Origin of the sequence: Mesorhizobium sp. M0633, from assembly GCF_040320645.1 — a bacterium.
Lineage (GTDB): Bacteria > Pseudomonadota > Alphaproteobacteria > Rhizobiales > Rhizobiaceae > Mesorhizobium.
Map to the genome: position 1 here is coordinate 1 of NZ_JAMYQC010000039.1, position 12,868 is coordinate 12,868.

Sequence of the window (12,868 nt, forward strand, 5' to 3'; positions counted from 1 at the left end):
AGTTTGGCAGGATCGATGTCCTGGTCAACAACGCCGGCATGGTCATTCATAAGTCCATCGACGAACAGAGTGCCGAGGATTGGGACAGGCTGATGGCGGTCAATCTCCGCGGCCCGTTTTTAATGGCCAAGTATGTGGTCCCGGAAATGAGACGTATCGGCTCGGGCACGATCGTCAACATCGGGTCGGTCGAGGGCTATATGGTCAACCCTTGGCATACTGCCTACGCGGCCACCAAGGCCGGCGTGCACGGCCTTACGCTGGGATTGGCAGTTGACCTCGGCCCGGATGGTATACGTTGCAATACCGTATGCCCTGGTTGGATCGATACCGAGCTGAATCGTGCGTACGTCGAGATGCACCCGGACCGAAGCTTGATCGAGCGGGAATTGGGGCAACTTCACCCGGTGGGCAGGATTGGCGCTCCAAAGGAGATAGCCAATGCAGTCCTCTGGTTGGCTAGTGAGGATTCCAGTTTCGTTAGCGGTGAAATGATCGCTGTCGATGGCGCGCGAACCAAAAAGATATCCCTGCCCGCCATCTTGGATGAGGAGTATCGGGCCAAGCTGACGAAGCCGCAGCCATAGTGGTGCGTTGGCGACTTCGAACGGGTTGCGACAGGGGCTGTCGCTCGCCAGGATCATCCTGGCCCTCCCTTGAGCCGCACGATGGTGTCGACCCTCGGCCTCTTGCAGGCGCAGGTCGCTCCGCATCGGCTGTGGCGTGAAACAGACAGACGTCAGCCGAACCGCCATCAATGAGAGCCAAGACCAAGCCAAAGCCGCTGTTCCTCGGGATCGACACCGGCGGCACCTACACCGATGCCGTGCTGTGGTCTGAAGCCGAAGGCCCGCAGCACGGGCCGAACAAGGGCAAGGTGCTGGCCAAGGCCAAGGCGCTGACCACCAGGCACGATCTCGCCGTCGGCATTTCCGAAGCGGTCGACGCTGTGCTGCAGAAGGCCCGCACCGATCCAGCCGCTATAAAACTGGTGTCGATGTCAACGACGCTGGCCACAAATGCGCTGGTCGAGGGCCAGGGCGGTCGGGTGGCGCTGGTCATGATCGGCTTCTCCGAGGCCGATCTCGCCCGCGACGGGCTCAAGGCGGCGCTTGGCACCGATCCGGTGGTGTTCTGCCCCGGTGGCCACGATGTCCACGGCAACACCGCTGGGCTCGACCTGTCCGGTCTCGAAGCGGCCTTGCCGGAACTCGGCGCGTCGGTATCGGGTTTTGCCGTCTGCTCCTATTTCGCCACCCGCAATCCGGCGCATGAGGTGGCCGCCCTCAAGCTGATCCGCGAGAAGACCGGTCTGCCGGTCACCGCCAGCTACGAGCTGTCGGCCAAGCTTGGCGGTCCGCGCCGGGCGCTGACGACGCTGCTGAACGCCAGGCTGATCTCGATGATCGACCGACTGGTGGCGGCGACCGAAGGCTTTCTCAAGCGGCGCAAAATCGCAGCACCCCTAATGGTGGTGCGCGGCGACGGCGCGCTGGTCTCGGGGGCGTTTGCCCGCCAACGGCCGATCGAGACCATCCTGTCCGGCCCGGCCGCCAGCCTGGTCGGCGCCCGCCACATGACCGGGCTCGACAACGCCGTCGTCTCCGACATTGGCGGCACCACCACCGATGTCGCCGTGCTCGACAAGGGCCGGCCGCGGCTCGACGTGGAAGGGGCCACCGTCGGCGGCTTCCGCACCATGGTCGAGGCCGTCGCCACGCGCACTTTCGGCCTTGGCGGCGATTCGGAAGTGAAGCTGGAGGACGGCGCGCTCATCCCGAATATTTTGCTCGGGCCACGCCGGCTCGTGCCGCTGGCGCTGGCCAGCATGGCGCATGCCGGAGCGGTGACCGTCGAACTGGAACGTCAGCTGCGCGCGCCGAACCCCGGCCGCATGGACGGCCGCTTCGCGGTGCGCACCGGCGTGCCGGACAGGCTTGCCGCCGGCCTCACCGCTCCGGAAGCGCGGCTCTACGAGGCTATCGGTGCTGTGGCCGTCGCTCTCGACAAACTGCTCACCTCGAATGCCCAGAATGCGATGCTCGACCGGCTGGTGTCGCGCGGGCTGGTGCATGTCGCCGGGTTCACGCCGTCAGACGCCGCCCATGTGCTTGGCAAGCAGGCGAACTGGGATCCGATCGCGGCTCGTCTCGGCGCAGAACTGTTCGCCCGCAAGCGTGACGGTCGCGGCCAGCCCATAGCCCCTTCGCCGGAAGCACTGTCGGAACGGGTGCTGGTAACCCTGACGCGCTGGTCGGCCGAATACATCTTGGAGACTGCCTTTGCCGAAGACGGGCTCGACGGCGCGGCGACGGTGGCCCACGCGCTGGTGCAGCGTGCCGTCGACGGCCATCCCGGCATAGCCCGCCTGGGCGTCACGCTCGACCGTCCGGTCATCGGCCTCGGCGCCTCCGCGCCGCTGCACTATGCCGGCCTAGCCGAACTGGTCGGCAATGACTGCGTGGTGCCGGAGGATACTGACGTCGCCAATGCGCTCGGCGCCGTTGTCGGCCAAGTGCGGGTGTCGGCCGAAGCACAGGTCAGCCAACCCAAGGAAGGGCTGTTCCGGCTTGCCTCTGGCGGAAAGGTTCGCGATTTCCTCGATGAGGCTGCGGCGATCGCGGCGGCCGAGGCCGATGTCCGCGCCATCGTTGCAGAGCGCGCCAGGGATGCCGGCACCGACAACGCCGAGATCGGCGTCATCACCGAATTCCGTGTCTCGACAGTCGAAAGCCAGCGCATGTTCATCGAGGCACATGTGGTGGCGATCGCCTCGGGAAGGCCAAGGATTGCGGTTTAGACGTAACCATTCGGCCAGGTTCGGCCAGGGCCGCGGTGGCTATGATTTCGGGCGACGGTTTTCTGCGGTGGTTCGGCGGTGCGTGACCCACAGCCCTGCGCTCGTCGACGATATGCCCAAGGTGGTCGATGCCGACTTCGGTGAAGACGACGATAGGTCGCTTAGAGCGGGGAGCATTCTGACTGAATCGAATGGATTGCCATCGAAGTAGCGACGACATGCTGTGAGAAAATCTAGGTTTGAATATCACGCCGGGGGAAGTTGTTTGTCTGCAGAGCGATACAGCGGCTTGGGACTTCCGCTGGCATTGCTCATTCTTGATTGCTGAAACGGATGATGGACATGGTTGCCGGAGAACCGAATGACGTGCGATTGAAAAATGTTGACCGCCAGTGGATTGTCCAGGTCGTCGAAAATGGCAAAGTGGCTCGGCATTTATTCAACGCTCAACCCGTTGCCGAGAGCTACGCCGAATTTCAGCGAATTAGGCTCGGCCTGCCCGGAAAGCCACCAATTTGGGAAGGAGAACCCGATGGATGAGCGCCCCAAGAGGCTTCGTGAGATACCAGACTTCATCATCAACGATGTTCTCGACCTCGCCGAGTACTCCGATTGCATATTGTCAGTACCCCCGTTGATACCCACGGAGTTCGCCTTCGTCTCCACCTCACAGTCGTGACCTCAGAATTGCTTTGCGAGCGAATTGCCAACGCGCGGGAGCGCCAGTACGGCGAATCCAGCGACCTAAAGCTTTCGTGGATCGACAATATCCGTGATCACTCTATACCCCGTGATCAAGCTATGCGGCGGCTCCTCGACTCTTCTTGGCCTACGGCGGACGCCATGATTCCGCCTGGCTGGCGCTATTAGGCAACCTCCCAAGAAGCGCCGGTAACCTCATGCGAGGCCGATTCTCGCGTGCCGTCGTGTAACGGTCGCGTTCGTCGAATGGCGTCGCCGCCGCCTCACCTTGCTACGGCGATCGCCGTAGCTCACATCTTGGTGATGCGCGGAGGAATGGTCCACGCTCAGACCGCGCTCGGCCACCATCTCTCCAGATCGCGCAGGCTGAGATTGCAATGACGCAAGTAGGATCCGCCATTTATCTTCAACTAGACCAATGAACTGATGGTTCGTATCGCGTTTAGCCCATAAGAGCGACCTCTACGAACCTGCGCCGCAAAGCGCACCAAACTGTTCGCGATGTCTTCCCACACACCCTCTTCGGGGTTGCCCGGGGGAGCTAGGGCTCACTTCTTTTGATCTCGGCCGTGCATCCAACGAACGGTAGACGAACTGACCGCAACAATCCTTTAGTTTCGCCTTTGATCTAGCCGAGGCCGGGTCCGACCCAAGCCGGCGTCGTCGAGCGACACTGCTGCGGCGAGAGGCCGTTGAAAGTTCTGAAGCACTTTGCGAAGTGTGAAGGGGATAAAAACCCGCAGGCCATTGCGATATCGATGATGGGCATGCTCGTGCCTTCGATCAGTCGCTTGGCATGGGCGACGCGGATCCTGAGGTAATGGCGGACCGGCGGCATGTGCACGTGTGCTGCAAACAACCGTTCCAGTTGGCGCCGCGACAGGCCGGCCCGGTGCGCAACTTCTGACATGGTCAGCGGGTACTCCACATGCTCTTCCATGAGCCGCATAGCCATCAGAAGTTTATCGCTTGCGCCGGCAAAAGCGAGACCCGACGGCCCGGTCTGGCGGTTGGAACCTGAGCGCTGACCCTCAACGGTGGCGTAGCGGCAAACCTCCTGTGCGGTTGACCCGCCGACATGGCCGGCGATCAGATCGACGGCCAGGTCGAAGGCCGCCAGCTCCCCCGCGCATGTCGAAAACTGCCCATCCTTGACAAAGAGAGCGTCGCGGATTTGGGTCTGTCTGAACACTTCCGAGAAGGCGGCCAGCCGCGACCAGTGAATCGTGCAGCGTGTGCCTGCCAGCAGACCGGTCTGCGCGAGCAGCCACGTCGCCGTTCCAACCGCGGATATCGGAACCCCGCGGCGTGCGATCGTGCGCAAGAAATTATTGAATTGTTGTGTCAACCGCCGGCCCACCGGCTCGCCCCCGATGATTGCGAGATGATGTGGGCCCCGGTAGCTTCTACAGGTATTCAGTTCCTCGATCGTTACATCAACAGCGATCGAGATGCCGCTCGCCCCCTTGACGGATTGGGCGTCAGGTCCGGCGATGCGCCACCGGAACAGCATCAGCTTGGATACCGTATTGGCGATGCGGAACGGCTCGATGAAAGCGTGGAGCGCCAGATGCGAAAACCCTGGCAATACCAGAACCACCAGCTCAATTGGGCGGCCGCCCATTGCCGGATCTTCAGGCGTGGACAATGACTTCATGGCATTGATATTGGGAGGTGCGTTCATGAGAATTTGTCCATACCTTTCGCAAGGCACTGGCCGAGCTGTTGTCGAACCCGGAAAACCTGGGGCGATTTCGGCAACTGCTGGGCGAGCACTCGGGGATAGGTTTATTTGCCCTGCCGAGCTTGGTCGACAATCTAGACGAGGGTGTCCAGTTCTCGTACTCGATGCTCGCTGTATGAACGCCGCTCAACCACACAGCCATTGGTGTTATCCTGGCGCCTAAAGTACGGCGTCACCGATTACGAGTTCCCGACGTTTCATAAAGTCAAGAAGCTCTTCGTCGATTGCTTCGTCTATGGGTGGTGCTTCATATTCCTTCAGGGCCCGCACAGCTGCATCGCGTCCCCGGACGTTGGCGTCCTTAGCCCCGGCGACGGACCATTGCTCAAAGCTGTCGTGGTTCATCAAGTCAGGTACGAAAAAGGCCTGCTCGAAATTCTTCAGTGTATGTTCGGTACCAAGATAGTGACTGCCTGGCTCACTTTGTCGGATCGCATCGATCGTTTCATCCATCTCGCGCATCACTATGCCTTGTCCAAACTTATAGAACATCACCATCTGCTCAGCATCGAGCATGAACTTGCTGTAACTCTGGGTCAGTGCTGCCTCGAGGTAACCGGTGGACGAAAGCACAAAGTTCGCACCGGCGATAAGTGCGCCGTACATATTGCGGGCGGCCTCATAGCCTGCCTGGGCATCGACGAGCTTTGAACTTGTGTTGCTACCACTGCAGCGCCAAGGCAGTTTGTAGCGTCTGGCCAGTTGCCCCACCAACAAATTCATGTGACAGATCTCGGGTGTCCCTGCCATTGGCGCACCACTTTTCATTGAAACGGTCGCCAACCACTGCCCATAGATGCAAGGCGCTCCCGGCCGGACCAGCTGTGCAAAGGCAACGCCGGCAAGTGCTTCGGCATTAAGCTGCGCGACTGCAGCCACAGTGCTGGCCGGGGTGCTGGCGCCACCAAGCACAAACGGAGCGAAAATCATGGCCTGGTTGTTTGCGGAGTAGACCTTGACCGCATCGAGCATGGTCTCGTCCCAAACGAGTGGCGAATTGCAGTTGGCAAGGGACACCATCACAGTGTTGTTGTTAACGAACTCGTCTCCGAAGACAATCTTGGCCATAGCGACCGTGTCTTCTGCCCTCTCGCGTGAGGTCACCGCTCCCATAAATGGCTTGTCGGAGTACCGTATCAAACTGTAGTTCATGTGCAGGTGACGCTTCGGGACCGCAATATCCATCGGCTCGCAAAGAACTCCACCCGTCATATGCATTGCGGGGGCTTGGTAGGCGAGTTTTGCAAAATTGACGAAATCCTCAATTGTCGCATTCCGCCGCTTGCCCTCAAGGTCAAGGACATTCGGCGAACCGTACGCTGGGGTGAAGATGGTCTTTCGACCGCCGAGAGTCACGGTCTTGGCAGGATTCCGAGCGTGAACCGTGATGGTTTCAGGGGCCTTTGCCACAAGTTCCATTAGTTGATTTCTGTCGATCCTAACGCGTTGACCGGTTACGTCGGTACCGGCTGCTCGCCAAAGTTCGATGGCCTCCGCATCCCGGAATTCGATGCCTATCTCTTCAAGTATTTGCATCGAAATGTTGTGAAGCCTAAGCAACTCATCCGGGCTCAGCAAATCCATATAAGGCAGGCCCCGTTCCAGCGACGGCAAGTAAGTCACCGTCCGGTCAGAACGTAGCTTTTGCCGAGCGTCTCGGCCTCCAGATCTTGCCGCCATTTTAATAATCCCTGATTTTAAGCGAGAATATAGGGCAAAACAAACTCTGCAACTAACAATAAAAAGGAATGTAACTTATGAACTGAGGTTATGACCGTAACTCCAGCCAGCCCAAAGCCGGTCCTGAATGCCGAGCAAAGCAAGGATGCGCGACAATGCCGAGGTCGAGACCCGCGCTGTTGATGCAGGTTAGCGACCTGTTTTCATCTCGACCTGACAAGGCGTATAGCCACTCACCCCCCAACATGCGGGCGCTCACTCCCAGCGCCAGACTCAAAGCCACATTGTCGGGGACCGTGCGGTGGGGCGAGGAGCGAACTCCTTAATAGACGGCCTTGGCTCCAGCGACTTCGAGTGTGGTCCCGGCGATGAATCGAGCCGCGTCCGAGCTCAGGAAATACACCGCATCAGCAATATTCTCCGGTTCGCCAAGTCGGCCGAGAGGATTTGACTTGCTTAGCTCGACTACCGCCGTGTCGGGATCAAACCCACGATGGATAAAGCCTGAGCGAAGCATAGGTGTATCTATCTCTCCGGGGCACACGGCATTGACCCTTATTCCATCCCCCGCATGGTCGCGGCCGAGGCACTTTGAAAATGTGGCTACGGCGGCTTTACTCGCGCAGTAAGCTGCGTGACTAGGCCCAGGGTAGATGCCCCAAGTTGAGGAGATGTTCACGATCGACCCGCCACCATTCTCCTTCATGAAGGCTATTGCCCGTCGGCAGGTGTAGAAAATTGCTTTCAGATTGATATCGAAGGTTATTTCCCAATCCTCGTCGCTCGTTTCGAGGATTGTACCGCGGGTGATGATGCCTGCATTGTTAACGAGGGCGTCCAGCCGACCGGTAAGGCTGATAGCGGTATCGATGAGATCCTCGCAACACGCCTTGCTTCTCAGATCTCCAACCTTGACCAGAGCATTTTCCCCAGTTCGGTTGAGTTCGCCAGCCGTGTCAATCAACCGCTTCGCGTTGGCGTCACCGGCGATTACAAAATATCCGTTAGCCACGAACCTTTTACAGATTGCTTGGCCCATTCCGCCAGCAGCTCCAGTTACGACTACGGTCTTCTTTTCAGGGTTCTTCATTGTTCAACCAACCAATTTCGGGGTTCGCGGCTCATAATTCTTTTAACTGTCTGCTGAGTATCTCGCACTAACGTGTAGAGCAGAAACTCGTCCACAAATAACAACAAATAGCCATGTACTTATAAGCGTGGCTTATTATAAACGCTTTAGTCTACCTAAAGCCTGTCATGTACACCGCGCAAAAGCAAGGACGCGGTCACGATGCCCACATCAACTCCGTCTCCATTCACAACCACTAGCGGCATATTCCCGTGTCGATTTGACAAATCGAGCATTTCCTTGATCGGAGCATCAAGGTTGAGTCGCGGGGCGTCTGCTAAGGCCAAGCCCTTTCCGGCACTGGCAAATTCGGCGAGGGGCAACATCACCGACTCGGCTTTCAGAAGCTTCAATCGGCTGCTTCCCTGGACGAATTTTTCGACGTACGGGTCTTTGGGATTTCCGAGAATTTCATCCGCCGTGCCGATCTGAAGCATCCTTCCGTCTTTCATGACACCGATTTGGTGTCCCAGCCGAACTGCCTCATCCAAGTCGTGGGTGATGAAAAGCGTAGTTTTCCCCAACTTCGACGAAAGCTCTTTGAACTGGTCCTGTAATTCGCGTCGAATGAGCGGATCCAGCGCTGAAAACGGCTCATCCATCAACAAAATGGCGGGATCAGCAGCTAGAGCTCGGGCAAGCCCAACTCTCTGCTTCATTCCACCAGAAAGTTGGTCAGGGTACCGATCACCCCAACCCGCAAGTTGGACGAGCTCCAACTTCTCCTCCGCAACCTCATAGCGTTGTCGGACGCTTGCGTTTCGTAGCTCCAGACTCAGTGCGACATTGTCGCGGACCGTTCGATGGGGAAGAAGCGCTACATTCTGGAAAACCATCCCCATTGATCGGGCACGCAGCTCCCGCATCTCATTTTCGGACTTCAGATTGATATCCTCGCCGCCAACAATGATCTGGCCGGAGCTGGGTTTGATCAAACGATTCACATGTCGGACCAGCGTTGACTTTCCGCTGCCGGACAGTCCCATGACACAGAAGATCTCACCGGCCTCGACTTTAAGGGAGACACCGGCGACCGCCGCTACGCACCCATGTTTCTCCAGGAGTGCGGCCTTCGAAAGATCATCGCGTTGGACACTCGCAAGGTCGAAATTCGAACTCGTCCCGAAGACCTTCCAAACATCCCTAAATTCTATGGCGTGCGCTTTCAAAAGGTAGCTCCACGGTTGAGAGGTGTCGCCCGGCAGCGTAAAGCTTACCGGGCGAGCATGCTTTCCGCAGCCCGGCGTTACTTGGCGGCCTTCTTTGCTTCAGCTATCCACGTATTCCACTGATCGAGGTGGGCCTTCTTCCAGGCCTCGGCATGACCGTGGATGTCCTCGTTGGACTTCTCACCTTTGTGAATAAGAAGGTTCTCGTCGTTGATATCTTGAATTGGGACCTCGACTTGCTCGAACCACTTATTGGCGACGGGGTTTTTCTCGAGGAAGGGTGTGTTGGCAATCACGTGCTGAGTGTTCACGGAAAATCCCAGGTTCCCAATGCCTGGAACAGTCGTGTTCGCGCCAGCCTGTTCGTCGGGCAACGCCGTGAAAGGAACCGTCAGCCAGACAACATCTTTTCCATGGACCAAAACCCCTTGTAGCCAGTTGGGTGTCCAGCTGTAATACAAGGCTGGACTGCCGGACTGAACCCGCTGGATGACGTCGGGAAGCAGAGCAAAATACTCACCCTGCTTATGCGTGACGGCATCCCGAAGGCCATATGCATCAAGGTTATGTTCAATGATGCGTTCGCATCCCCAGCCCGGATCACAGCCATACAGGTCTGCTTTACCGTCCCCATCCACATCGAACAGCTTGGCAATCTTCGGGTCCTTCAACTGATCGATCGTCTTTATGCCGTACTTATCAGCTGTGGCCTTGTCGATGGAGTATCCCTGGATTGAGTTCTTTACGAGCGTCCCAACCCGACGAAGCTTGGCATCGCCGCCAGCCTTCTCGGCAAACGCAATATGCAAGGGGTACCAGTGGGGCGTATAGTAGTCCGCGTCACCGTTCCCTACCGCTATATGGGCAAGTGGAACCTGGGTTGCGGCAGGTTCGTTAACTGTATAGCCCAGATCCTCGAGGCCTAGCTTAACGACGTAGGCTTCGAATAATTCTTCCGCCTGGCCAAGATATAGGGGCCTGACGGTCACGCCTTTTCCCGGAAGGTCCTCCGCTGCCGCGTATCCAGGAGACATGGCCAAAGTGCCAAGCACCGCGACAGCGGCGGCAACCCCCCAAAAATGCCCATTTATTCTAAACCGATCGCTCATAATCGCTCCCATTCTTGTTAGCTAGACGTTCGTTCCCGGCCACTTTCCAATCCTCCACGCTCCGCCGGAGAGGCCTGGAAGGTCTTGACGATACCGGTGAAGAGCGCGGCTGGACCCCGCTTGTGCCAGGCAATGTCGGCGTAGCGTCCGCGCTGAGACATCGCGGATTGAGTCAGGCGATCTAGAATGATTGCGAGAATGACGATGCCCATTCCGCCAGTCGCAGCCAGCCCGATGTCGAGGCGACCGATGCCGCGCAAAACCATTTGGCCGAGTCCCCCAACCGCGATCATGGAGGCAACGACAACCATTGATAGTGACATCATCAACGTCTGGTTGACACCTGCCACTATGCTCGGAAGAGCCAGCGGCAGCTGAGCCTTGAACAGGATCTGACTGTTGGTAGCTCCAAAGGCACGCATGGCCTCGACGACTTCTTCGGAAACCTGCTGAATACCTAGTGTTGTCAGCCTGATAACGGGCGGAAGTGCAAAAACGATCGTGACAATCACGCCAGGCACGTTGCCGATACCAAACAACATGACCACGGGAACAAGATAGACGAATGATGGAATGGTCTGCATTGTGTCGAGGATTGGCCGGCAAATGGCAGCCGCTCGGTCACTTCGAGCAGCAATGACCCCCACGGGAATGCCAACAACCGTGCAGAAAAGAACGGCGGTAAAAACGAGAGACAGTGTCGTCATCGTTTCACCCCAAATGCCAAGAAAGCCAATGATCAGCAGCAGACCAGCGACTTGAGCTGCAAGCCGCCACCCGGCGATCTGCCAAGCTACCAATCCGAAGCATAAGATTATAACGACCGGCGGGATGCCATTGAGTGCGCTGTCAAATGCCCTCAGGAGTTGGTCAATGGGCCATTTCAAGCTCTGAAACAACGGGCGGTAATGTTCGACAACCCAACCCAACCCATTATCGACCCATTTATCAAACGGTATGTGCCAGCTTTTGAACGGGTCTAAAACGTCTTCGAGCTTCACAAAACTTCCTTTCAGTCAGGGACCTATTGAGCGATAACCACGGAGCTCTGCTGCGAGCCCGACTGTGTGTCATAGGTCAGCTGCCGTCGCATACATCTCCTGCATACGGAATTAGTCTCTCCCTCTGACGGGGCCTTCAGTACGGCTTGAGAGGCTGCCGCGTCTTATTGGTCCAGGAACGCTAGCGGCGGGGGGACTGCAAAACAACCGTATAAAAAGTGATGCAACACAGGACTAAATGTTATCAGGCGGATGTCAGGCCTGGATGGCCGGTGATATCTCGCTGTGTTCGACTAGTGCTGACTTGATGTTTTCCGCAGCTGGCGTTGGAGGGACCGGATTGAGATCTGCGACCTGTGTAATCAGCCAATTGCGGAAGATCTGGACGTCGTCTCGCTCAATTGCGGTATCCGGAATGACCAAATGATGTTTTCGGCCGGTTAGATAGCTTTCACCCATAGGCCTTATCAAGGTGCCTTCATTGAGGTAATCGCTTACCAAATGACGGAAGCCCAGCCCGATGCCGTAGCCCTTGATCACTGACTGGATCATCGTTGGGTAACTAGTGAACGTGATGGCGCGTTTGAAGTCGGACGAAACGCCGAACTGTCCAAGCCAGTGGGCCCAATTGAAGGGTGACCAAGGGTAGGCGGACCAATGCTGATCGTCCATATCCAAGAGGACCTCGTTTACCAGGCCCTCCGGAGTGAGAATACCCGGGGAGTGTGTCTGATATGATTTACTGCAAACCGGGAAGACTTCCTCGCCGAAGAGCTCGGTGGCTGTGAACCCCGGGCGCGCCAGATACCCCATGACCACGGACACATCAAAACCGTCCGTCGCCGGCGCCGGGCTACGTTCGAGGGAGACCAAGTGCAGGTCGACCTCTGGGTTGTTTGCAACGAAATCTCCAATCCGATGGCTCATAAACAGCGTTGCGAACGACATCGGCATGCCGACGGTCAACCGTCGGGCTTTCTGCCCTCTCTTCACGCTGTCAAAAGCCGCTGCAATATGCGCCAGGCTGAGGGTCGCAGCTTCAAATAACTCCTCGCCGGCGGGAGACAATGACACCTTCTGGTTTCCTCGGTTGAAAAGCTGGGTGTCGAGGTGGTCCTCCAGCGTCAAGATATGGCGGCTCACTGCCGCTTGTGTGACCGAAAGCTCATTGGCAGCCTTGGTAAAACTCAAATGCCGTGCGGCAGCTTCAAATGCGCGTAGCGCGCTCAACGGAAGCCGTCGATAATTTGACATGAGTCACCGTTACTCCAGCCCTGAGAAGAAGTAAAACCAGTGGCGCGCCCGGATCATTTGGCCGAACCCACCGTGTATTTCGGAAAAATCGTCTTCGTAAACGCCCATGGCGAAAGCGCAAGTAAGCGCGACAAGCTATTCGTCAGGCCCAACGCCAGCCTAGAGCCTAACAAAGAGTTTTGTCTACAATATGTCTCTTCCCTAGCACCGCGCAACCCGTAATCGCCGATGAGCGTCATGCCGTCTTCACCGAGTTCATCAACCGTGTCGGCCCGAGAGG

11 protein-coding genes are annotated in these 12,868 nt (G+C 57.6%); 4 read left to right on the forward strand and 7 right to left on the reverse strand.

The genetic code is table 11. The annotated features are described in order from the left end of the window. The 4 genes from NKI47_RS29415 to NKI47_RS29430 all read left to right on the forward strand — a co-directional run. Positions 1-587: SDR family NAD(P)-dependent oxidoreductase (locus NKI47_RS29415; RefSeq protein ID WP_352594504.1), on the forward strand; the 587-nt coding region annotated here is incomplete at its 5' end. 170 nt (positions 588-757) lie between these two features. Continuing rightward, entirely contained in the window at positions 758-2,800 is a 2,043-nt protein-coding gene (locus NKI47_RS29420; RefSeq protein ID WP_352594505.1) for a hydantoinase/oxoprolinase N-terminal domain-containing protein, read from the forward strand. Positions 2,801-3,136: 336 nt separating this feature from the next. Next, entirely contained in the window at positions 3,137-3,340 is a 204-nt protein-coding gene (locus NKI47_RS29425) for a hypothetical protein (RefSeq protein WP_352594506.1), read from the forward strand. After that, positions 3,333-3,479 carry a hypothetical protein gene (locus NKI47_RS29430; RefSeq protein WP_352594507.1) on the forward strand — a complete coding sequence of 49 codons (147 nt, stop codon included), beginning with the start codon at positions 3,333-3,335 and terminating at the stop codon, positions 3,477-3,479. Before NKI47_RS29425 ends, NKI47_RS29430 begins: the two co-directional genes overlap by 8 nt. 651 nt (positions 3,480-4,130) lie before the next feature. Here the strand turns inward: NKI47_RS29430 and NKI47_RS29435 are convergent. The 7 genes from NKI47_RS29435 to NKI47_RS29465 all read right to left on the reverse strand — a co-directional run bounded on the left by NKI47_RS29435 (position 4,131) and on the right by NKI47_RS29465 (position 12,588). After that, positions 4,131-5,186, reverse strand: a complete 1,056-nt coding sequence (locus NKI47_RS29435) for a GlxA family transcriptional regulator (RefSeq protein ID WP_352594508.1) — start codon at positions 5,184-5,186, stop codon at positions 4,131-4,133. A gap of 219 nt (positions 5,187-5,405) precedes the next feature. Beyond that, a complete protein-coding gene (locus tag NKI47_RS29440) occupies positions 5,406-6,926 on the reverse strand; it encodes a trimethylamine methyltransferase family protein (protein WP_352594509.1) in 1,521 nt (506 codons plus the stop codon). Positions 6,927-7,248: 322 nt separating this feature from the next. Continuing rightward, positions 7,249-8,016, reverse strand: a complete 768-nt coding sequence (locus tag NKI47_RS29445) for an SDR family NAD(P)-dependent oxidoreductase (protein ID WP_352594510.1) — start codon at positions 8,014-8,016, stop codon at positions 7,249-7,251. Between the two features lie 155 nt (positions 8,017-8,171). Continuing rightward, positions 8,172-9,224, reverse strand: a complete 1,053-nt coding sequence (locus NKI47_RS29450; RefSeq protein ID WP_352594511.1) for a quaternary amine ABC transporter ATP-binding protein — start codon at positions 9,222-9,224, stop codon at positions 8,172-8,174. A 77-nt stretch (positions 9,225-9,301) separates the two neighbouring features. Beyond that, complete coding sequence (gene proX / locus NKI47_RS29455; protein WP_352594512.1) at positions 9,302-10,333, reverse strand: glycine betaine/L-proline ABC transporter substrate-binding protein ProX; 1,032 nt, start codon at positions 10,331-10,333, stop codon at positions 9,302-9,304. 17 nt (positions 10,334-10,350) lie between these two features. Continuing rightward, positions 10,351-11,334: an ABC transporter permease gene (locus tag NKI47_RS29460; RefSeq protein ID WP_352594513.1), complete on the reverse strand. Its 984-nt coding sequence runs from the start codon at positions 11,332-11,334 to the stop codon at positions 10,351-10,353. A 255-nt stretch (positions 11,335-11,589) separates the two neighbouring features. After that, complete coding sequence (locus NKI47_RS29465; RefSeq protein ID WP_352594514.1) at positions 11,590-12,588, reverse strand: LysR substrate-binding domain-containing protein; 999 nt, start codon at positions 12,586-12,588, stop codon at positions 11,590-11,592. Positions 12,589-12,868: the final 280 nt, after the last annotated feature.